14 protein-coding genes are annotated in these 22,908 nt (G+C 71.0%); 8 read left to right on the top strand and 6 right to left on the bottom strand.

The window, feature by feature from the left end; translation table 11 throughout:
- Positions 1-6 precede the first annotated feature (6 nt).
- A complete protein-coding gene (locus IPG72_13840; GenBank protein MBK6770065.1) occupies positions 7-1,806 on the bottom strand; it encodes a DEAD/DEAH box helicase in 1,800 nt (599 codons plus the stop codon).
- Between the two features lie 320 nt (positions 1,807-2,126).
- On the opposite strand from IPG72_13840, the gene IPG72_13835 reads away from it, so the two are divergent.
- Positions 2,127-3,377, top strand: a complete 1,251-nt coding sequence (locus IPG72_13835; protein ID MBK6770064.1) for a transglycosylase SLT domain-containing protein — start codon at positions 2,127-2,129, stop codon at positions 3,375-3,377.
- Between the two features lie 112 nt (positions 3,378-3,489).
- Here IPG72_13835 and IPG72_13830 read toward each other — a convergent pair whose 3' ends face one another.
- Both IPG72_13830 and recO read right to left on the bottom strand, forming a co-directional pair.
- Entirely contained in the window at positions 3,490-6,552 is a 3,063-nt protein-coding gene (locus IPG72_13830; GenBank protein MBK6770063.1) for a glycine--tRNA ligase subunit beta, read from the bottom strand.
- Positions 6,549-7,469 (bottom strand): DNA repair protein RecO, encoded by a 921-nt coding sequence (gene recO, locus IPG72_13825; protein ID MBK6770062.1) that lies wholly within the window; start codon positions 7,467-7,469, stop codon positions 6,549-6,551. Before recO ends, IPG72_13830 begins: the two co-directional genes overlap by 4 nt.
- A gap of 103 nt (positions 7,470-7,572) precedes the next feature.
- On the opposite strand from recO, the gene IPG72_13820 reads away from it, so the two are divergent.
- Entirely contained in the window at positions 7,573-9,372 is a 1,800-nt protein-coding gene (locus IPG72_13820) for a carboxylesterase family protein (GenBank protein ID MBK6770061.1), read from the top strand.
- A 176-nt stretch (positions 9,373-9,548) separates the two neighbouring features.
- Entirely contained in the window at positions 9,549-11,567 is a 2,019-nt protein-coding gene (locus IPG72_13815; GenBank protein MBK6770060.1) for a VWA domain-containing protein, read from the top strand.
- Between the two features lie 264 nt (positions 11,568-11,831).
- Here the strand turns inward: IPG72_13815 and IPG72_13810 are convergent, their stop codons facing one another.
- Positions 11,832-12,437 (bottom strand): zinc ribbon domain-containing protein, encoded by a 606-nt coding sequence (locus tag IPG72_13810; protein MBK6770059.1) that lies wholly within the window; start codon positions 12,435-12,437, stop codon positions 11,832-11,834.
- A 277-nt stretch (positions 12,438-12,714) separates the two neighbouring features.
- Here IPG72_13810 and IPG72_13805 point away from each other — a divergent pair, with 277 nt between their 5' ends.
- Positions 12,715-13,071: a DUF1003 domain-containing protein gene (locus IPG72_13805; GenBank protein ID MBK6770058.1), complete on the top strand. Its 357-nt coding sequence runs from the start codon at positions 12,715-12,717 to the stop codon at positions 13,069-13,071.
- 263 nt (positions 13,072-13,334) lie between these two features.
- On the opposite strand, the gene IPG72_13800 is transcribed toward IPG72_13805, so the two are convergent.
- The gene (locus IPG72_13800; GenBank protein MBK6770057.1) at positions 13,335-14,798 is read right to left on the bottom strand and encodes a hypothetical protein; all 1,464 of its coding nucleotides are present in this window, start codon (positions 14,796-14,798) and stop codon (positions 13,335-13,337) included.
- A 214-nt stretch (positions 14,799-15,012) separates the two neighbouring features.
- Here IPG72_13800 and IPG72_13795 point away from each other — a divergent pair, with 214 nt between their 5' ends.
- Genes IPG72_13795 through IPG72_13780 form a run of 4 tightly spaced genes read left to right on the top strand, consistent with a single transcriptional unit; the run spans position 15,013 to position 20,337 of the window.
- Positions 15,013-15,249, top strand: a complete 237-nt coding sequence (locus IPG72_13795; protein ID MBK6770056.1) for an AbrB/MazE/SpoVT family DNA-binding domain-containing protein — start codon at positions 15,013-15,015, stop codon at positions 15,247-15,249.
- Positions 15,233-15,655: a type II toxin-antitoxin system VapC family toxin gene (locus IPG72_13790; GenBank protein MBK6770055.1), complete on the top strand. Its 423-nt coding sequence runs from the start codon at positions 15,233-15,235 to the stop codon at positions 15,653-15,655. The genes IPG72_13795 and IPG72_13790 overlap by 17 nt, the downstream gene beginning before the upstream one ends.
- 48 nt (positions 15,656-15,703) lie before the next feature.
- A complete protein-coding gene (locus IPG72_13785; protein ID MBK6770054.1) occupies positions 15,704-16,555 on the top strand; it encodes a DUF1579 domain-containing protein in 852 nt (283 codons plus the stop codon).
- Positions 16,556-16,569: 14 nt separating this feature from the next.
- Complete coding sequence (locus IPG72_13780; protein ID MBK6770053.1) at positions 16,570-20,337, top strand: VWA domain-containing protein; 3,768 nt, start codon at positions 16,570-16,572, stop codon at positions 20,335-20,337.
- Between the two features lie 166 nt (positions 20,338-20,503).
- On the opposite strand, the gene IPG72_13775 is transcribed toward IPG72_13780, so the two are convergent.
- Entirely contained in the window at positions 20,504-22,903 is a 2,400-nt protein-coding gene (locus tag IPG72_13775; GenBank protein ID MBK6770052.1) for a CRTAC1 family protein, read from the bottom strand.
- Positions 22,904-22,908: the final 5 nt, after the last annotated feature.

Raw genomic sequence — 22,908 nt, 5'->3', positions numbered from 1 at the left:
GCCGGTCTAACGGTCGCTGTCGCGGCGCGTCGGACCGTCGCTCGCCAGGAGCGCGGCCCGCTCCTCGGGCGTCATTCGGCGTCGCGGCTCGATGCCGATGTTCACGACGCCGCGGGCCTGCCGGTCCGGCGGCACCGGGCGGCCGCCGCCATCGGCCGGCGCAACGCGGCGCGGCTCGGTCGGCCGGCGGTCGTCGCGGCGCGGTTCGCTGGTACGGCGGTCATCCTGGCGCGGCGCCGGTCGCCCGCCGAACGCGGCCGCCGGTTCGCGGCGCGACACGCCGTTCCCGTTGCCGGCGCCGGTGCGCGGCGCACCCACCGCCCGCCGACCGTCGCTGCCGCGTGAACCGTTGTCCGCGCGCCCACCGCTGTCGGAGCGCCGGCCGTCGCCGTTGCGGGCGGGACCGTCCGAGCGACGACCGTCGCGGCTCGGTTGTCCGCCGCCGACGGGCGCTGCCGCGCGAGCGGGCGCCTGGGACGTCGATCGACCGCCGTTCGACCGGGCGACCGGCGTGCCGGCAACCGGTGCGCGGCCGGCCGGCTGGCGCGTCCGCTCGCCGCGGGCGCGCGGGGCGCCTTGGCCGGCGGCGCGGGCGACGCGGTTGCGGTCGGCTTGCTGGCGACGGGTCAACAGCGGCTCCGAGTCGTCGACCATATAGTCGAAGTCGGGGACCTTGATCGGCGGCAGCTTGAGGCCGGTCAGGGCCTCGACGGCCTGCCATAGCGCCTCGTCCGTGTGCGAGTAGAGCGTCATCGCGATGCCCTCGCGACCGGCCCGGCCGGTGCGGCCGATGCGGTGGACGTAGTCCTCCGCCATCGTCGGCACGTCGAGGTTGATCACGTGGGACAGGTGAGGGATGTCGAGACCGCGCGACGCGACGTCGGTGGCGATCATCAGCCGCAACTTGCCCGAGCGGAACGCGTCCAGAATCTGCTCGCGCTTGTTTTGGGCCACGTCGGAGTGGATCGCGGCGTTCGTCAGGCCGGCCTGGTTCAAGGCCTTTGACAGCTTGTCGGCACGCCGGCGGGTCCGGCAGAAGACGAGGGCCGCTTCGACCTCCTCGTCGCGCAGCAGCCGTGCCAGCAACTCCGGCTTCTGGTCCTGCGCCACCGGGTAGAGCCGCTGCTCGATCCGATCGACCGCCGTGTTCGGGGCATCGACCTCGACGCGCTCAGGGTTGTGGAGATAGTCCTTGGCGAGGGCGGCGATCTGCGGCGGCATCGTCGCCGAAAAGAGGAGCGTCTGTCGTCCAGCCTTGGGCACGCGGCCGTCCTCGAGGACGCGCCGGACCTGCGGCAGGAAGCCCAGATCGAGCATCCGGTCCGCCTCGTCGAGGACCAGGTACTTCACGCCGTCGAGGCGGACGTTGCCGCGCTCCAGGTGGTCGATCAGCCGGCCCGGCGTGGCGACGAGGACATCGACGCCGCGCGTCAGAGCGGTGGTCTGCGGGCCGTAACCGACGCCGCCGTAGACAGCCGTCACGCGAAAGCGAACGTGCTTGCCGTATGCGGCGAACGCGTCGGCAACCTGAATCGCCAACTCGCGTGTCGGCACGAGGACGAGCGCCTCGGGCTGGCGGCCCTGCGAGCCGGCATTGCGCTGGAGATCGTTGTAGCGGTGGTGCAACCACGGCAGCGCGAAGACGGCGGTCTTACCGCTGCCCGTCTGGGCGCACGCGATGAGGTCGCGCTTGTCCAACGCGACCGGGATCGCGTCGATCTGGATGGGCGTAGGGGTGGTGTAGTCCCGCTCGGCAAGCGCGCGCAGGACTGGCTCGGCAAGGCCGAGCTCAGCAAAGGTGGTCATGGGTTTTCCTCTCATGAGCGAAGCACGATCAGCATTCCGCTCACGGGGACCCAAGAGGCCACCCTACTCGACGACGGCAAACCTGAAAGCAGTCTGGCGCTGAGCAAGCGGAGGATGAAGCGCTGGTAACGAGCCCGCAAGGCACGTTGCCTGGCGGGCAATTGACGATAACGATAGGGAGGCGGTCCACGGATGGCAAGTTTTCGCACGCTTGGCAGGGCATGGCCCCGAAACGGGGATTGACATGTAGAACATCCGTTCTATACTTGTCGCTCCCCGGGCGGAACCGTCGCACGCCCGTAACCCAAGGATTCAGCGCCATGGCTGCCGCCACCCCAACGTTCGATTCGATACCCACCCTCGAGGTCCGCGTCCCACGGCGGCCGGTCGTCCTGCGCGGCCTGCGACCGGCCGCCGTCGTCGCCATCGCCTTCGGAGCGCTGGGGGTGGCGGCCCTTGTCGGCAGCCTGCGCGGTACGCCGTCCGACGCCCATTCAAACGGTGTCGAAGCGCCGGTGTTCATGAGCTTTGCCGCCGGGGATGTACAGGAACGTGTCGCCGTGCGAACCGAGCCAGGCGGTGGCGAGACGGTGGCCCTGCTGCCGGCGGGCACACGGGTTGGGATCGGAGGACGCGTGGCATTCGGTGATGCCTGGGCGAGCGGCGTCGACTACTGGGTCGCGGCCGAGATCGACGGCCATGACGTGCGCGGCTTCGTTCCTGCCGGCGGCGTCACCGTGCACGCGGGGGATCCGCCCGTCCTTGCGTTCGACGGTGGGTCCTCGGCCGGCGGCGCCTCGTCGGCGGCATCGGTCGTCCCGTTCGAACCCGTGGACGCGGGGCGCGACGCGGCTGATGTCGCCGCAGCGGCAGACGACGGCCTGACCGCCACCGGATTGGCGGGCTCCGACGCCGTTCGTGCCGCCCCTGACGCCGCCGCCGGCCGAGTCGCTTCCGCCATCGGCGACGCCCCCGTTCGCGCTTCCGCCGCGCCGTCCGCCGCCGAAGCGGTCGCGATCCCGTGGCTGCCGGAGCCGGTGCTGTCGTGGTCCGAACTCCTGAACGCCGCCGCCGCCACACACGGCGTCGCCGCCGACCTGTTGGCGATCATCACGCTCGTGGAGTCGGGCGGCCACCCGTCGGCGCGCAGCCATGCCGGTGCCACAGGGCTCATGCAGGTCATGCCCCCCACCGCCGGCGACATCGCCCGCCAGCGCGGCCTTGGCGCCTTCGACCCTTCGCGTTTGAACGAACCGGCCGTGGCGATCGACTTCGGCGCCTGGTACCTGGCGCAGCAGCTGAAGTCGTTCGGCCAGGCCGACGACCCCGACTGGTCGAAGTCCGTCACGCTCGCCGCAGCCGCCTACAACGGCGGTCCCGGAACCGCCATGCGCTACCAGCGCGACGGCAGCCTGCCCAACGAAACACGGCACTATATCGACTGGGTCGGCGGCATGTGGCGCGAGCGCGCTGACGCGACATCGTCCACGTACGAGCGCTGGATGGCGGCCGGCGGCAGCGTGCTCGTCGGGAAGGCGCAGGCTTGGCTGGATGCTGGCGGTGGGCGGTGACGAACGCCAACGCAAGTGGGCTCGCAACGTGGATCGGTGGTATGGGCATGCCATGCCATGCCCATCGTCCGAATCGGGAGGATCCGCACCATCCGTGAGGCCCGCGTGTGTGCTAGAACCCCTCGATCTTCGATAGGTCGGCCACGTGCCGCGGAAGATCCGCGACCCAGCGCACAACCGCCAGCCTCGCCGCCCGCACCTCCGGGTCCTCGTCCATCACGAGCACCCCTTCGAAGAAGGCGGTCACCGGCGCGGCAAGCGCCGAAAGCGCACGGAAGATACCGTCCGCGTCATCGTCATCGACCTTCCCCGCTGCCCGGATCGCCTCGATCAGTGCTCGCTCCGGCGGGCTGTTCAGCTGCGCGGCCGCCTCTTCGATCGTCGGCAACCGCTCCGCCGTGTCGCGGCCGCGCACGATCCGGGCGCAGCGAGCGTATGCCGTCAAAGTGGTCGACCAGCCCGGATCGGCGATCTGCAATTCCAGGTGGCGTACGACGGCGACGGCTTGTTTCGGTCGGGTGGCAAGCACAGCAAGCACCGCCGACACCGCATCGGGCGCGTGGCCGCGGTCGCGCAGCTGGACCTCGAAGCGCGTGGCGATGAACGCGGCGACGTCGTCCTTCACCGCAGGCGTCGCCGGAACCGGCAACAGGGCGGCAACCTCGTCGATGAGCGTCGCCACGCTGTGGCGGGTGTCGGCGAACGACAGGACGCCCTCGCTCAGGAGCCGCATGATTCCGAGGGCCGCCCGCCGCAGGCCATACGGATCCTGCGCCCCTGTCGGCTTGAGACCGACGGCAAACAGGCCGATCAGGCTGTCGAGGCGGTCAGCGACGGCCAGCAGCGTGCCGGCGGGCGTCGTGGGCAGCCCGTCGCCACCGCCGCGCGGGAGGTAGTGCTCGTAGATGGCCGTCGCGACCGCCTCGCTCTCCCCGCTCAGGCGTGCGTACTCGCGGCCCATCGCGCCCTGCAGGCTCGTGAAGTCCGTGACCATCGACGTCACGAGGTCGCTCTTCGAGAGCGCCGCCGCTCGCCGCGACGTCGCAAGGTCGTCGTCGCCAACGTCGAGGAAGGCGGCCAGGGCCGGCATCAGCCGTTCCAGGCGCTCGACCTTGTCGAGCATTGAACCCAATTCGGATTGGAACATCAGGCCGCTCAGCTTGGGCGTGAACGTGTCGAGCGCGTGCTTGCGGTCCTGGGCCCAGAAGTACGCCGCGTCCGCGAACCGCGCCCGCAGCACGGCCTCGTTCCCGTGCCGCACTGCCGCCTCGTCGATGCCGGCACCGTTGGCGACGGCGATGAAGGCAGGCAGCAGGCGGCCGTCGGCGGCACGGACCGGGAAGTAGCGCTGGTGCTTGCGCATGACGGTGACGAGGAGGACATCGGGCAGCGACAGGTAGGCGTCGTCGAACCGACCGACGAACGCGCGCGGCTGCTCGACCAAGCCGGCGACCTCGTCCAGCAGGCCCTGATCGTCCGGGACGTGACCTCCCGTGGTGGCCGCGGCCGCGGCTACCTGCCGGTGGATCTCGTCGCGCCGCGCCGCGGGCGATGTCAGAACGCCGAGCGTCCGCATGAGCTTGCGGTGGTCCTCGGCGGATGCCAGCGCGATTGGCGGCGATCCGCTGGGGCGGATGCCGTGCGTTGTGCGGTCGGCAACCAGGCCGGCGAACGTGAGCGGCACGACGTGGTTGCCGTGAAGCGCGACGATCCAACGCACCGGGCGGGAAAACGGTTGACGGGAGGCGTTCCAGCGCATCCCGCGGGCAAACGGCAGGCCGCCGAGCACCGCGGGCAGCGCCTCCGCCAGCACGTCGCTGGCCGCACGCCCTGTCTCGCGACGGACCGCGGCCGCCCGCAGCTCACCGCCGCGCTCGACGGTCTCCAGGGCGGTGACGTCCACGCCGAGCTTGCGCGCGAAACCCTCGGCGGCCGGTGTCGGGCGACCGTCCGGCGTGAAGGCAGCCGCGGCGGGTGGACCGACGACGTACTCTTCGAGTGCGGTCTGGTTCGCTGCGAGCGCGCGCACCGTCACGATGAGCCGCCGGGGGGTCCCTTCAACGACGACCTCGTCGGCGGTCAGCCGAAGGTCGGCCAATAGCGGTGGGATGCGCTCCGCCAGGGCCTGCAGCGCGCTCGTCAGATCGGCGGGCGGGAGCTCCTCGACGCCGACCTCGAGGACGAAGTCGGCCGATTCCGTTGGAGGTGTCGCGGCCGCGGATGATGAAGGCGGTGTCGCAGTCGGCTCGCCGGCCGCACCGGCCGCACCGGCGACCCAGGCGGCCGTTGCCCCGTGGAGAAGTGGGTGCTCGAGTTCCCGTCGTTGAGCCACCCAATGGTGGGCCGTGAGCCGTGCCAGTTCGCGCATCCGCCCGAAGTAGCGCGCGCGCTCGGTGACGCCGATCGTGCCGCGGGCGTCCAGGACGTTGAAGATGTGGCTGCACTTCAGCGTGTAGTCATGGGCGACACGGACGAGGTCGGCGTCAAGGGCGGCGCGTGCCTCGGCGTCATATAGCTCGTACATCTGGCGCAGGCGATCCACATCGGCCAGCTCGAAGTAGTAGCGGCTGGTCTGTTGTTCGTAGTCCATCACGAGCTGGCCGAACGTGGTGTGCTCGTTCCAGCGCAGGTCTTTGAAGTGCGCCACGTCCTGCAGCGCCATCGCGATCCGCTCGAGGCCGTACGTGATCTCGACGCTGTTCGGCTCGAGGTCGATCGAGCCGGCCTGCTGGAAGTACGTGAACTGCGTGATCTCGAGGCCGTCCAGCCAGACCTCCCAGCCGAGGCCCCAGGCGCCGAGAGCCGGCGACTCCCAGTTGTCCTCGACGAACCGAACGTCGTGCTTCGTCAGGTCGATACCGATCGCGGTCAGGCTGTCGAGGTAGAGCTGTTGGGGGTCGCCGGGATCTGGCTTGAGGATCACCTGCAGCTGATGGTGCCGCCCGACGCGGTTCGGGTTCTCCCCATAGCGGGCATCGTCGGGACGGACGCTCGGCTCGAGGTAGACGACGTTCCATGGCTCCGGGCCAAGGACGAAGAGGTAGGTCGCCGGGTTCATCGTCCCGGCGCCGACCTCGGCGTTGTGGGGTTGCCACACCAGGCATCCCTGGCTGGCCCAGTAGTCGGTCAGGCGGCGGACGAGGTCCTGGAAGGTCGATGCGACGGGTGTGGTCATTCGGCGGTTCTCACGGGGTCGTTCGCGGGATCGGGCACAGGGTCGCTCATGGGATCTCTCATAGGATCGCTCACGGGATCTGAAGATCGATCGGCGCCAGCGTCGATGCCGACGGTGTCGGGCCGGGCGCGCGCCGAGGGTGCGAGGTCGACGGTGCGTGCGACGCGCCGCAGGCCGTTCAGGAACTCGACGCTGCGCAGCTCGCGCTCGAGATGGTGGCGCACGAAGCCGTGCAATGCCTGCTCCACCTGGCCGCGCGTGCCGGACTGGAGCACGAGGTGGAGGATCAAGCCGATCTCACGCGTTTGGAGAAAGCGCAGGACGCGGAACGCGGCATCGTCGATCCGCAGTCCGTCCGACACCGCCCGGGCGCATGCCGGACAGACGACGCCGCCGGCCTCTGGACTGAATACGGCGGCGCCCGGTTCGAGGGACGTTGCGCACTGCGCGCACTCGAAGAGGTGCGGGCGGTAGCCGATCAGGCTCAGGTAGCGCAATTCGAAGTAGCGCGCCACGACGAACGGGTCGTCGGCATCGCCGAGCGCGGCCAGGGAATCGCGCAGCAGTTGGAACGTCTGAGGGCTGGGGTGACCGTCCTGTTCGAAGCGGTCGACGAGCTCGGCGATGTGGTAGGCGTAGGTCATCCGCACGAGATCGTCGCGCAGGCGGGGGAAGGCTTCGATCATCTCGGCCTGGGTCAGCACGTCCATGTTGCGGCCCTCGGCCAGCATCATCTGGGCGTGCGTGAAGAGTTCGACGTGCCCGGCTTTCCGGCTGGCGATCCGCCGGACGCCCTTGGCGATGACCGTGATCTTGCCCTGCTGCCGGGTGTAGACCGTGAGGATCCGGTCCGCCTCGCCGTAATCGTGGCGCTTGAGGACGATCGCTTCGGCCTTCTGCAAGCGGACGCGGCTCATGGAGGACCTCGGGGACGCGAACAGCGGCGGGGCATATGGATCGCCCGCCGCCGGAGGCGCTATTCTAGCCGAAGAAGCGATCCAACCCTTCGGAGGACCCGCCATGCCCGCACGCATTCGCCCGACGCACTTCGCCCGTCGATCCGTGGCCGTCGCGATCGCCGTGGGTGCCGTGGCTGCGTCCGGCGCAGTGATGTCCCCACGCCCGCCGGTGGGCGCACAGTTCGACAGTCCGCTCGTCGCGCTCACGACAGAGGGTGCGGTCCGCGGCGCGTTCGACGGGATGGCGATCGCTTGGAAGAACGTCCCGTTCGCGCAGGCGCCCACCGGCGCCCTGCGCTGGCGTTCGCCCCAGCCGCCGGCATTGCGGGCGTTGGAGCTGGACGCGACGACGATCGGAAAGGCGTGCCCGCAGACGGGCGGCTCGGCGTTGCGGCCGGATGCGCCGCCGCCCGCGTGGGATGAGGACTGCCTCCAGCTCAACATCTGGCGACCGGACCGCGGCGACGGCACGACCCGGCGGCCCGTGATGGTCTGGTTCCACGGCGGCGGCCTGGTTCAGGGATCGGCCGTCGATCCGCTGTACGACGGCAAGGGCTTGGCGACGAACGGCAACGTCGTCGTCGTGACGGCCAACTACCGCCTCGGGGCGCTCGGCTATCTGGCCCACCCGGCCTTCATCGACCAACCGAACTCGGCGCCCGGCGCCGGCAACTATGGGCTGCTCGATCAGATCCAGGCGCTGCACTGGGTGCAGGACAACATCGCGGCGTTCGGTGGTGACCCGGAACGGGTGCTGATCTTCGGCGAGTCGGCCGGCGGTGTCAGCGTCTGCGCGCTGCTCGCATCGCCCCTGGCGGCCGGCCTGTTCCACGGGGCGATCATGCAGAGCGGCGCCTGCCGCGATGCGCTTCGCCGCCTCGACGGTGCGGGTCCGCTGCCGCCGGCCACCGACCAAGGCGGGCGCTTCGCCGCGGCTGCCGGATGCGCAGCCGCACCGGACGTCGGCGCGTGCCTGCGCGCGCTGCCCACAGCCGCCGTGCTCGCGGCGCTGCCGGGCGAGATCGGCATCCTGAACCCGGGCGCCGAAACCTACGACCTCGTCATCGACGGTCACGCCCTGCCCGAGCCGCCCATGCAGGCCCTCGCCCGTGGAGACGGCCCGGCGAGCCGCGTGCCCTTCGTCCTCGGCGCGAATGCCGACGAGGGCACGGTCTTCGCGCTGCCGTTCAAAGCGACGCTGACCGCGGCGGGCTACGAAGCGACGGTGCGCAGTCTCTATCGTGCGAGCGCACCCGCCGTGCTCGCCCTGTACCCGGTCGCCATGTACGACGCGCCGTGGCTTGCCCTCGCCGACGTCACCGGCGACGCCGGCTTCGTCTGCCCGACCCGCCGCGTCGCCCGTGCGCGCGCCGCGATCGGCCACCCCACGTGGCTCTACCATTACGCGTTCGTCACAGCCCTCGCGCGCCAGCGCGACCTCGGCAGCCATCACGGCGCGGAGATCCCGTTCCTCTTCGCCGATTTCTCCAGCCCGCTCGGCGCCGCGCTCACGCCCGAGGCGCGTCAACTGGCGGCGGCGATGCAGGGTTACTGGGCGCGGGTCGCGGCACTGGATGAGCCAGGAACCGGGGCCGGTGCGGCAGCAGCGGCGGGGGAAGCAGCCGACGACCCGGTCGCGTGGACGCGGTACGACCCAGCTGCCGACAACGGCATGCTGCTGGGCGCCAAGCAGGCGATGACGGCCGGATGGCGCGCGGCGAAGTGCGATCTGTGGGACCTGATCGAAGGGGAACGCGGCGGAGCGACGCCCGGTCCGGGACCGCGCCCCACGGCCGCCGTGCCGACGGTGCCTGTGCCGGGACGAGGGTGGGTGGTGTTGCCGGTGGCGTTCGTGCCGTAGGCAGATCGCCTCGGGGCGTGCGAACGAACACTGGGCCGTAGGCGCCGTTCGCGCGGGGGAGCCAAGCCCCAGCGTCGGGCAATCAGCGGTCGCGCGGCGGTCAATGGCCCACCAATTGCACGGAATCCTCGCACATCATGGGGCCCTGATCCATGGCCGAGCGCGAGGAGGCTTCAATGTCCCGGCCGATGTCCACGATTCCGGTCCTGTCCCCTTCCGTCCTGTCCGCCGTCGTTGCCGCCGCCGCCGTCATCGCCGCCGCCGCCGCTTGCCGCAGCGCGCCGACGCTGCCGCCCGCACCCCCGTCCTCACCGACCGCCGCCGCCGCCGCGCCGACGCCTCCGGTCATCGCGGCCGCACCCGACACGCCGTCCGCCGTACCGACGCCGGTCGTCGCTCCACCGCTCCAAGTGACCGTGACGGCCCTCGCCGCGCTCCTCCGTTCGACGCCCGTGCCGCTGGCGCCGCGAACGGGCGGTGCGATGGCGCCGGCACCGGTCGCCATGTTTGGTGGCGGCGGATCTGCGACGGTGAACGGCCTGTTCCCCGACCTTGCCCCCGCCCGCTACGGCAACGGCGGCGCGCCGGCGACGCACATGGGCGAGCTGCCGCTTCGGCTGCCGATGGGTGGGCGGGCCGCCCAGGAGGACGACCCGTCGGGCGAGCGCTACGCGCCGATCTACGACAACCCGTTCCTCGGTGCCGCCGGCGCGCCGCTGTCCACGTTCGCGCTCGACGTCGACTCCGCTTCGTACGCCAACGTGCGTCGCTTCCTGACGGCCGGCGACCGGCCGCCGCGTGACGCGGTGCGGGTCGAGGAACTCCTGAACGCGTTCCGCTTCGACGATCCGCCGCCCAGCGGCGACGACCCGTTCGCGGTGCACATCGAGTCCGCCGAAGCGCCGTGGGCGCCGGATCACCGCCTCGTGCGGATCGGGATCAAGGGGCGGGCGATCGACAACGACGCGCGGCCGGCGGCCAATCTGGTGTTCCTCCTCGACGTCTCGGGCTCGATGCAGGTCGAGAACAAGCTACCGCTGGTCAAGCTCGCGCTGCGGCTGCTGATCGACCAGCTGAAGGAGAACGACCGGGTGTCGATCGTGGTCTACGCCGGCAGCTCGGGCCTCGTGCTGCCGCCGACGGCCGGCCACGACCGCGCCGCCATCGCCGCGGCGATCGAGGGGCTGGAGGCCGGCGGCTCTACGGCGGGCGGCGATGGGATCGCGCTGGCGTACGACGTCGCCGCTTCGGCCTATATCGACGGGGGCGTGAACCGGATCATCCTCGCCACGGACGGCGACTTCAACGTCGGCGTCGACGATCCCGAGCAGCTCAAGCGGCTCGTCGAAACGCGGGCGAAGGAGGGCGGCGCGGACAAGCCGGTCTTCCTGACCGTCCTCGGCTTCGGGACGGGCAACGTCCGCGACGACATGCTGGAGGCGCTCGCCGGCCGGGGCAACGGACAGCACGCCTACATCGACACGCCGGCCGAGGCACGCAAGGTGTTCGTCGAGGAGCTGGGAGGGACGCTGGTGACGATCGCCAAGGATGTGAAGCTGCAAGTCGAGTTCAACCCGGCGACGGTGGCCGGCTACCGCCTGCTGGGCTACGAGAACCGGCTGCTGGCGGCCGAGGACTTCAACGACGATGCGAAGGACGGCGGCGAGATGGGGGCCGGTCACAGCATGACGGCACTGTACGAGGTCGTCCCGGCCGGCGGCGCCGTCCCGACGGCGGTTGCGTCGCCGACGCCCGAGCCCTCCGCCACGTGGGACCCCGCTCTCGCCGGCTTGATGCCGCCGACGGCGACGCCCGACCCGGCCGTCACACCGACGCCGACGCCCGAGATCGACCCGCTTCGCTACCAGGGTGCCGCGGCGGATCCGGGCGCGGCGGGCGAGCTGCTCGTCGTCAAGCTGCGCTACAAGCAGCCGGACGGCGCGGCGAGCGCCCGCATGGCCGTCCCGGTCATCGACGGCGGCCAGGCGATGGCCGATGCGACGACCGAACTGCGCTTCGCCGCCGCCGTCGCCGCGTTCGGCATGCTGCTGCGCGACTCGCCGTTCAAGGGCAGCGCGGATTGGGCGATGGTGGGCGACATGGCGGCGGCCGGGCGAGGGGCGGACGGCGCGGGGTATCGGCAGGGGTTCGTCGAACTGGTCAACAGCGCACTGGAGCGCGGCGTGCTGAAGTAGCACGTCAACGCGCGGGCGGAAGCCGGCCGATGGCGAGGACGCGTCGGCCGGCTTCCGCGTTCGGTACGCGTCGAGCGTTGCTTGGTGCGCGTTGGGCGTTGACGAAGGAGGTGACGGTTGAACTTAACGGCGTTGGATGGACGGTTTGATGCCGTTGATGGGTCCTTCTGATCCCGTTGAATCGCGCGTTCGACCCGTTGGAACGTGGGGCGCCCGTCGATCCGGTGTGATCGCCATCCATGTCCACCGATCCGAGCCGCCGGCCTACAGCTCGTACAGCCCCCGATCCTTCACCGGCCGCCCCCGCTTGACCGTCCCGCCGGCCGCGGAGGCGACGTCAACCTCGCCATCGCCGCCATCACCGCTTGACGCGCCCGCCTGCGGCTCGACGTACGCGGCATCCCCCGCCGGCCCGTCGTGCGTGCCGTCCGGCGGCAGCTCGCCCATGATGTCCCCCATATCGTCCTCGATCCGGTCCGGATCCTCGCCCGCTTCGAGCCGGCGCAGCGCCTCGTCCATCTCCGGGCCGACGGGCTCGCCCGCCAGCTCCGTCATCCGGCGCATGAAGCGGCCGAGCTCGCGCGGGTTGTTGTCGTCCAGGTGCTCGGCGTCCGCCATGAGGCGTTCCATCTCGGCCGCGTTGTGCGGATCGCTGAGCGGATCGGGTCCGCTGCCGAAGCCGCCGTCATCGCCGAAGCCGTCGTCCTCGCCGCTGCGCCCGCCGCGGACGACGGCGAAGCGCGAGACCTGCTTGGTCAGGTTGGTCGAGGAGCAGCGCGGGCAGACAGGGTCGCGCGCAGGGGTGACGGTGCGGGAGAGGAAGTCGTAGATGCGGTTGCAGTGGGGGCAGAGGTACTGGTAGATCGGCATGGGGCGAATTGTATCCGACGGCCGTGCGTGTCGACGCGGCAGGCGCACGCAGCGTGATTGCGGTGCGATCGCCGTAGGGCTGCTCTCGACGCTTGGCCTCGGGCCGCGAGGGTGGTTGAATCATGTCTGCCCGACGATTCTGCCTCGCTCACTTACCTTCACCTCGACGATGGAGTCGACCATGCCATGGTCCACGCGCTGGCACCTTCACCCCGGCGTTCGGCGACACGATCAGCTCACGCGCGGCGAGCGCGCGGCCGACCACGTCCGCAACCTCATGGGCTCGTGGCCTTTCGTGCTGCTGTTCCTGGCGTTCATGGGCGTCTGGATGACGGTGAACTCCGTCCTCCACATCGGCGCCGCAGGCGCGAAGGGCGGCTTCGACCCGTACCCGTACATCCTGCTCAACCTGATGCTGTCGATGGTCGCCGGGCTGCAGGGTGCCATCCTGCTGATCGCTGCCAAGCGCGAGGACCAGATCAACTCCGAGCTGGCGATGCACACCTTCCAGAACACCTCGGAACTGCGCACGTTGCTTGAGAAGAACACCGAGCTGACGATCGCGGTCGAGCGGCTGACGAACGAGGTGCATGCGACGATCTGTGCGACGGGAGGTGGGGGGCGAACGACGTGAGCGGGCAACTCGTCGGTGCGCCGATGTAGGGTTGGCGCCAAGGTCAACGGCGCGGCGATTCAGAGAGAGAGCCAGTTCGGCTAGTCGGCAGGTCGTCGGCTGCGCGGCTCAGAACGTTGGGACGGGGAAGGCTTGACCTTGGTGCTGGTGCGGCGTCCTGCTGGGGCGGGCGCACTCGGCCCATCAGATCTGATATGTTAGTCCGGCGGTTGAGCTGCTATTGCTGGTCACTGTAAGGCGCATTCGATGCCACGATGACGGCCCTAACGCGCGCGTACCCACGCCGCATCCCCGAACCCCACGGCTCCCCGCACCACTTCCCCGCGTCCGATGACTGCACCGTCGTCATTCAGCCGCAGCACCGTCAGGCCATCGGCCGCGATGAGCAGGACGTGGGCGGGATCGAGCCAGCGCACGCGCGCATCGCGCGAAGTGTCGATGCCGTCCAGCGGCCGCGGCAGCGCCCCGCGCGCGCCGAGCAGCAGCGGGTGCGTCGGCGCGCCCTGACCGTGATCCACCGTGCGGGCGCGATAGACGAACCGCGTGCCGTCGGGCGACCACTCGAGGAGCACCGGACGGTCGGCGACATCATCGTACGGCACGGGATCGGCGCCGTCGCCGCCCGCGATGACGAGTGTCCGCGGCCCGGTCGGCGGGCCGGTCGTCGGGGGCGGGTAGGCCGTCGCCGCATCGGAGTCGACGACCGGTGGCGCCAGGTAGGCCACTGACCGACCGTCCGGTGACCAGTAGCCGTGATAGTACTGGGTCCACGGCACCGATCCCGGTCCGACCTCGGCGACGATGGTCGGGGTGCCGTCGAGCGACAGACGCAGCAGTGTGAACGGGTCGTCGTACTCGGCCCAACCGTCGTTGGCGGCGGGAAGATTGGCGGGTACCGCCACCAGGAGCGCCGCGCCATCGGGCGTCCACTGCGGCACGTTGTGCGTCTGCCAATCGGATCCACTGCTGACGGTCGCATGCGTGAGCAGGACGCGGACTTCACCGTCCGGAATGTCGGCCCGATACACGGCGTCCATGTTGGGCGACTTCGTCGAGCCGTCGCGGCGGGTGATCGCGGCGTGGCGCCCGTCGGGGGAGAACACGAAGTGGCCGCCTTGGCCGGCCGCGAGCACCTCGGTCGGTGCATCGCCGTCCAGCCGCGCTAGCCAAAGGTCGTTGCGGGGGCGCCACCCGCCGAAGTCGCCCGGACCGTCGGCGACGGTCGTGAAGCCGACGGCGGTGCTGTCCGGCAGCCAGCCGAGATAGCTTCGCTCGATCCGCGTGACGGTACCGGTAGGCATGTCCGCCGGCGCCGGAACGTCGTGCGCCAGTTGCGCGCCGGAGGCGAGCGTCCGCACAGTGCCGTCGGCGACGTTCGCGACGCGCAGGTCGAAGCCGTCCGGCGCCGCGGAAAGGAATGCGACGTGTCGGCCGTCGGGCGAGAGCGTCGCCGTCAAGGCGGCGACCGTGTCCGTCATGCGGCGCGACGGCGACACGCCCGCCTGCACCCACAGGCCGTCGTCCGCGCTCCAGGCGACGACGACATCGGGCGGGAGGGCGATCGTCGGCACGGGTTGCGCAAGTTCCTCGGTCGATGTGGGACCATCCGTTGGCATTCCCGGCGCGCAGCCGGCGGCGACGATGACCACGACGAGGGAGAGGCCGATGGTGAACGATCGGAGGATGGTGGTGCGGTGAGCGGTGACGGCGGACGTTGAAGGGGGCATCGACGGAGTCTCCTTGGTTCGGAGTGCGGCGGTTGCAGTCGCAAACGGTTGAGCCGCCAGTGTAAGCATGTTCGAGCCGGCATCATCGCGTGAAGACCGCTGCGCGACCGTCGCGCAACCGTCGCTAGTGGTGCCGGCATCGCTCCGGCCGATTGCCGGACAAGCACCAGGGCGTTATACTTCCGAGGCAATTGGTATAACAAAGGGGTTCATCATGGCATCCGCGGTCATATCGGCCAAGGGTTGGATCGTGATCCCGGCCGAACTGCGTCGGCGGTACGGGCTGCAACCCGGCCAGCATGTACAGATCGTCGATTACGGCGGGGTCATCGCCATCGTGCCGGCCTTGATCGATCCGATCGCGGACTCTGCCGGCATGCTGAAGGGAACCACCTCGTTGACCGACGCGTTGCTGGCGGAAAGGGCCGACGAACGTGAGCGCGACGGTTGATCGCACGCGCTTCGTCCTCGACAGCTTCGCGCTGTTCGCGCATTTCGAAGACGAGCCGGACGCAGCGGTCGTTCGTGATGTTCTGACTCGGGCGCAAGCAGGCCAACTGGATCTCTACCTCTCGGTCATCAACCTGGGCGAGGCCATCTACGTCACCGAACGGGAGCGCGGGCTTCCCATGGCCGAGCGGCTGATCGCGGCGGTGGACGCGCTGCCGATTCAGGTCGTGGATGCGGATCGGCAGCGCACGTTGGCCGCCGCCCACCTCAAGGCACAGTTTTCGATCGCCTACGCGGATGCGTTCGCATTGTCGCTCGCGATCGAGACCAAGGCGACGTTACTTACGGGCGATCCGGAGTTTCTGAGCGTAGGATCGATCGTCCCGATCCTGTGGCTGCGCCGGTAGCCGCGTGGGTCCGCGGATCATCTGCTCGAACGGAGCCGCGGAGGCGCCATCATGACCAGCAATCTGGAGCAGTCGAAGCACGACGGCCCGCACGCCCAACTGGCCTCGATGGCCGGAGAGTGGCTGGGCACCGCACGCACCTGGTTTGAACCGGGCCAGCTCGGCGACGAGTCGCCGGTCAAGGGATCCACCCGGCTCGCGCTGGACGGTTCGTTCCTCGTGCACGAGTACGAAGGCTCGCTCGGCGGCGAGCCGATGTTGGGACTGGCGATCATCGGCTACTCGCTCGACGACAAGCGGTGGCAGTCCGCCTGGGTGAACGATCACCACAACGGCACGCGGATCATGTATTCGCTGGGACAGAGCGGCGCACCTGCCGACATGCCCAACGTCCTGGGCCACTACCCCGCACCGCCCGGCCCCGACTGGGGCTGGCGCACCACCCTCGAGCTGCGCGCGCCCGACAACCTGGTGATCACGCACTACAACATCACGCCCGACGGCGAAGAGAGCCACGGCATCGAGTTCGATTACCGGCGCCACCCCCGCCCCCCCCCCCCCCCCCCCCCCCTCCCCCCGCCCCCCGCCCCGCGCGCCGGGGCGCCGTGGCGCCGCCCGCCCCGCCCCTCCCGCCGGCCGCCCCCCGGCCCTGCCGCCGTGGGCCCGGCGCCGGTTGTTTGGGGAGCGGTGACCGGTTTTGTTCCGGCCCGCGGCGCTGACGCGAATGTTCACGGCGTTCGCGCGTTCGTGCGCGGTGCGATCGCGGTGGCGCGGTTACACACCGTTTACATCTCCACCTCCCCATCGCAACCTCCAGCGGCGTTAATACCCCCGCGTCCCCACCGACGCCCCCCACCATCCGCCCAGCCCGCCCCCCAGCCGCTGGCCGATGCGCCGTAATCAGGAGTGTTGCCATGGGTTTGCCGCGAACCGCGCGCGTGTCCCGCCCGTTCCGCGCCGCGTCCCGCTTCGCCGTTCCCGTCGCCGTTCCCGTCGCCGTCCCCGTCACCATCCCCGTCACCATCTCCATTGCCATCCTCGTCGCCGCGACCCTCGCCGGCGCCGTCGCGCCCCACGCCCCGGCTCGCGCCCAAGCCCCCGCCGACATGCTCGCCTACCGCATGATCGACCAGTGGCCCGAGACCGCCGCGACGCCCGACCTCGTCATGCAGCCGCAGGGCCTGGCCGCCGCCGACGACGGCACGGTCTACCTGGCGGACGCCGGCAGCAACCGGATCAGCATGATGGCGCCGGACGGCACGTGGACGAAGACGTTCGGCGGCGACGGCACCGGACCCGCCCGGCTCGGCGACCCGCGCCGCATCGAGGTCGACGAGGTCGCCGGGCATGTGTACGTGGCGGACGGCGACAGCTACCGGATCGTCGTCTACGACCGTGCCGGCGGCTACCTGACGTCCTGGACCGACATCTACGCCGCCGGCATGTCGCTCGGACCGGACGGGCGGCTCTGGGTGGCGGATGTGCTCTCCAGCCGGGTCCGCGCGTTCGATTCCGCCGGACGCGAGCAGTTCAGCTTCGGGCAGCGCGGCAGCGGCGAGGGCAAGTTCCGACAGCTCGTCGATGTCTCGGTCGCGCCGTCGGGCGATATCTATGTCGGCGACCGCAACGGCACGCGCATCCAGGTCTTCCACCTCGACGCGCCGCTGCCGGATGTCGCTGCCGGTCCTGCGCAAGGCACCGATGTCGATGCCGAGTCCGCGCCGGCCCGCGACGTCGACGGTCGCCCGGCCCAGGCGCCCGGCGCGGGCGGCGACGTACCGGTCCGGCTGCTGCGCACCCTCGACCTCACCGACGCCAAGTACCGCCAGACGACCGGTGGTGGCGGTGGGCGTCCGCCCGCCGGCCCCGGCGGCTTCGGCGCCCGCCAGCGCAGCTGCTCCGGCCGCGACATCGACGTCATCGACGACGACACCCTCCTCGCCTTCCCGTGCCTGATCGACGACGGCGCCGTCACGTTCCTGCGCGGACCGCAGGCCTCGGCCAACGTCACCGGCTTCTTCAGCCCGTACGTCGACGCCCGCGCCGGCCTGTTCTACTCGATGTCGACCTTCACCCTCGACCGCACCGATCCCAACGCCGAGCGCCGGCCGGCCGTCGTGCGCTACGTCGACAGCTCGTTCGCCGCCGTCCAGACCGTGTCGGCGATGCAGCCGATCGACGAGGACACGTTCCGCGGTCCGGGCCGCGTGGACGCCGTCTCCGACGACATGCTCTTCATCAGCGACTTCCGGGGCGTCCGCCGCTACTCCGGCGCGGGCGCGCCCGAAATCGTCCTCCCGTTCGAGACGTTCCCGACCGAGGCCGTCTCCGTCACGCTCACGATGGCCACCGGCGACGGCACGGCGGACGGCGTCATCGGCTACGGCACGTGCCACACCGGCAACCGCGCCGATCCGACGGACACGCCGTGCCTCGGCCTGTTCACGATGGCCTCCGGCACGTACAACGGCGAGCCGATCGACTACCTCGTCCCTGTCTGGACGACGACCGCCCCCGCCCGCGCCGAGGTCACCGAGCTGCACTTCGATCCCGTGAACGATCTCCTCCTCATGCTGAACAACGAGGCGCAGGAGTTGCTGGCCTTCCAGCGCCTCGGCCGCGGCCGCAAGGCCGCGTGGGCCCTCGGCGGCACGGACCGCAACGCGCTGTACGCCGACGTCGGCAGCGGCGCCGACGGGACGATCTACGTCCTCGATGCGCTGCGCGACCAGATCCAGGTCCGCGGCAAGGACGGCAAGATCGCCCGCACGCTCACCGGCCCGAGCGACAGCTGGCGGATCGCCGGCGGTCCGGACGGCACGTTCTTCGTTCTCACCTCCCGCGGCGAGGTCGTTCGCCTGGACGCCGATGGGACGGAGCGCGCCCGGTTCAACGCGCGGCCCAACGAGAATGCGCAGGCCCGCAACCTGGCCGACCTGACCGTCGCGCCCGATGGCCGCGTCTACGTCGCCGACCGCCTCGCCTCGGTCGTCTCGGTCTTCGCCTCCGACGGCGGGCCGGCGCGCGAGGTGCTCGCGGGCAAGACGTGCATCGCCAACGGCGCAAAGACCGCGGCCCCCGCGACGGTCGGCGTCGGCCAGCCGATCACGGTCACCCTGGACATCACCGGGTCGTGCGGCGCCGTCGAGGAGCCGTCGAACATCCTCCTCGTCGTGAACACGAAGTCCAACAACTTCATCCGCGCGACGCAGGCGGTCGTCGGGCTGGCGGACTTCAAGCGCCACAACATCGGCCTGATGGCCTACTACGTGAACACCGAGTTCAGCCAGCGCTGGACGCACGATGTCTCACGCGTCATCACGTCCCTCGAGTCCCTGAACGCCGGCGGCGGCAACGAGTCCAGCGAGCGCAACGCCCTCGTCGAGGCGGCCGACGAGCTGAGCCGCGCCCCTGCCGGCGGCCGCCCGGTGGTCGTCCTGATCGGCGCGCAGTACTGCATCAAGGCCGAGCGGACGACGTGCGAGGAGCAGCAGGACGCCGAGCCAGCTGCCGAGGCGCTGCGGGCGATGGGCGCGCGTGTCGTCGTCGTGAACGGCTCGGGCGACTCGGCGCTCCTCGCTTCGAGCGATCTCGACGTCCTCAACCTGTTCGGCGGCGGCGGCCCGGGCGGCAACCAGGGCGGCGGCACCGGCGCGGCCGTCCCGGTCTACCAGCGTGTCTCGCTCCTCGACCGCCCTGCCGCACTCCTGGCCAGCGCCGCCGTGCGCGACGAGATCCCTGCCGCGTTCGACTACGTCCCCGGCAGCGCCGTCCCGCCCGCCACATTCGACGCGGCCACGCGCACGCTGTCGTGGGACCTCACCGATGTCGCCTACACCGGCCAGCCGCTGATGTACCGCCTGATCCCGACGACGACCGGGCGGCAAGCGACGAACGTGAGGGCATGGGCCGACTACACGGACGGCTGGGCGAACCCGGGCTCCCTCACCTTCCCCGTCCCCGAGGTCGACGTGATCGCCCCGCCCACCGCCACGCCGGTCCCGACGGCCACCACGACGCCGACGCCCAACGCCACTGCGACGCCCATCCCGACCGCCACCCCGACGGACGCCCCGCTCCGCCCCGCCTACCTGCCGATCGGCTACGTCAGCCGGTGCACGACCGCCCGCGCCGCGCTCGACGTCGTGTTGGCGATCGACATCTCGAGCAGCATGAACGCGCCGACGACCGCCGGCGGACCGACGAAGCTCGCCGCCGCCCAAGCCGCCGCCCTCGCCTTCATCGACGCACTCCGCGACGGCGACCGCGTCGCCGTCGTCGCCTTCGACGGGCAGGCGGCGCTGTCGCTCCCACTCACCGCCGACCGCGCGGCCGCCACCGCCGCCGTCGCCGCCCTGACGACGGGCGTCGGCACCGCGCTCGACGCGGGGATCGCGACGGCCGCCCGCGCCCTCGGCGACGACCGCCCCGATGCGGTCCGCGCGATCATCGTCGTCACGGACGGCCGTCCGTCGACCGGCATCGCCCCGGCCCTCGCCGCGGCGGCCGAAGCGCGCGCGGCCGGCATCGTCCTCCACGCCGTGGGACTCGGGGACGATGTGGACGCGGTGCTGTTGACGGAGATCGCGGGCGACGCGGGGCGGTACCATGCGGCGCCGGGGGCGGAGGATCTGGTGGCGGTGTATGGGGGGTTGGGGAGGGCGATGACGGTTTGTCCGTAGTTCAGGCAGCCCACTCTGGCAGTCGCTCGAGCGACGTGCCACAGTCAGGCGACGGCGTCGCGGAATCCGCTGCATAGGGGCACGGCACGCCCCGTGCCCCTATGCGGGCCTCGGTGCGGGGTCCCGACGGTCGGATGGTGGCCGCCGGACCAATTAGCCGGACCAATTACCCCCCGCCCAACCGAAACGCCGCCTGTTGCACCGCCTCTGCCGTCCCAGTCCCTGCCTCCAACCGCCAGACCGCGTCCATTCCGACACCCGCGAACGCCTCCACCCCTTCGACGGCGCCCGGCCAGCGCACCTCGACGTGCTCGATTCCCGTCGCCGCGCCCAGCCCAAGTTCGACCTGCAGGCTGTTCGCGCCAAAGCTCCCGCCCGAGCCGACGACGCGGTGAACCGTGCGCGGGCCGCCGGCCGTGGCGACCCGCACCGTGACGCGCGCGCCGATGGCCGACGGGTTCAAGCCGGGGCCTTTCAGACGCAGCGTGACCCAGTGGTTCGCGGGGTGGCCGGGGTTCTCGAACAGGACGTTCGGGTACCAGTCGCCGTCGTACGCGCCGCCCAGGTCCTCGTACACGTCCTGGTCGCCGTCGTTGTCGATGTCGGCGAAGCTCACGCCGTGGCCCTTCTGGAGGTGGCCGAAGCCGCCGGACGTCGTCACGTCCTGGAACGTGCCGTCGCCGGCATTGCGGAACATCCGGTTGGGCAGGAGGCTCCGGAAGTCGGGGTTGCCGGTGCCGAGGTAGAAGTCGTCGAAGCCGTCGTTGTCGAGATCGCCGAAGTTGCCGCCCATCGTGTAGATCACGCCGTCCACGCCGGCGGCGGGGGCGACGTCCTCGAACGTCCCGTCCCGTCGGTTGCGGTAGAGGTGGAAGCGGTCGGCGTTCGTCGGCAGGCCGAGGACGTCGGCGGCCACGTTGGCCGCCGCGGAGCCGTTGCGGTCGTTCGACCCGTCCCGGTCGCCGTAGCCGCTGACGGCCAGGTCGAGCCAGCCGTCGTTGTCGTGGTCCCACCACCACGCCGGGAAGCTGAGCAGCGGTTCGGTCACGCCGGCTGCGGCAGCCACGTCCTCGAATCGCCAGACCCCGTTGGGGTCCGGACCCAGGTTGTGGAACAGAGCGTTGGCGGCCATGAGGCGGCTGACGTAGAGGTCAAGCCGGCCGTCGTTGTCGTAGTCGCCCCACGTTACGCCCTTCGTGAAACCGGGCGTGTCGACGCCGGCCGCCGCCGCAACTTCGTCGAACGTGCCGTCGCCGTTGTTGCGGAACAGTGCGCTGGGGTGGGGGACGGTGCCCCGTTGCGAAGCGTTGCCCTGTGTCGCACTGCCGTGTGTCTCGTTGCCCACGTAGAAGTCGAGGTCACCGTCGTTGTCGTAATCGCCCCATGCGCCCGTCTGCGTCGGGTGCCGGTTCGCCATTCCGGACGCCTCCGTGACATCCTCGAACGTCCCGTCGCCCCGGTTCCGCACGAGCGAGCTCGGCAGCGGCTGCGCCGGCTGCGTCCAGCCGCCGCGCAGGACGACGAAGTCCAGCCAACCGTCGCCGTCGTAGTCGGCTTGCACGAGGTTCAGCCCGCCCGTCAGCCCGGCCAGCCCCGCCGGACCGCTCCGCTCCTCGAACGTCCCGTCGCCGCGGCTGACGTAGAACCGCAGCGGATCGCGCAGCCCGACGGACGAGACGACGACGTCGAGGTTCCCATCGCCCGTGAAGTCGTCGACGATCGCGCCGCCGGCCTGGTCGGCCGGGGCGAGACCGGCGGCGGGGGCGACGTCGATGAATCGGCCGATGTCCGCATCCGAAGCGAACGCCGCGGGCGGGATGCGCATGGCCTCGGTCAGCCCGTCCGGCCACGTCCCGCGGGCCATGTGGGCGATGTTCAGCACCCAACGATTCGTGAGGTCGGTCCCGTCCGCTGCCATCAGCGGATCGAGCAGCTGGACGGCGCGGTCGGCGCCGCGGCGGTCGGTGTGGACACCACCGCCCTGGATCGGCAGGAGGCACGAGTCGGCGTTGTGGTTCACGGCGCAGTTCAGCACCTCGCCCCATCGCAGCCAGCTCACGGCCTCGAGCGACGTCACGTCGCGCAGCGCCCTCGAGGTCGCGAGGTCGTGGCCGAGCTGCTCGAGCGCCTGGCGCGCCTCTCCAAGCGTCGCGGCCGCCGCCTCCGGCTGGCCGGCGCTCAGCTGCTCGTTGCCGATCCGAAACCGCTCCTCGATCTGCTCGCCAACATCCGCCGGGCGGGGCAGCGCCAGCATCTGCGCCAGACGCCGCTCACTGCTGAAGATGTCCTCCTCGACCGGCATCGCCTCGATCATCGTCGCCAGCCGGCGGGCCATCGCGGCCGTGCCGGGATGGACGGGGCCGGTGACCGGTTCGGTGGCGCCGAGGGCGGTCGCACCGGTGGCCTCGCCGTCATGTCGGTGGGCATCAGCGTTCGTGCCGACGTCGTGGCCGGCCGCGTCGTCGGCACGAACGGTGGCCGAAGGCTCGACCGTCGCCGCCGAACCGGCCGGCTGAGCTCGGCACCCGGCCAGAAGTGCGGCCGCAAGCAGGGTCCACATGGCCATCCAGA

This window comes from Candidatus Avedoeria danica (genome assembly GCA_016703025.1).
Classification (GTDB): domain Bacteria; phylum Chloroflexota; class Anaerolineae; order Epilineales; family Epilineaceae; genus Avedoeria; species Avedoeria danica.
Note: the sequence above shows the minus strand (reverse complement) of the source record. Positions and strands in the feature narration are given on the sequence as shown.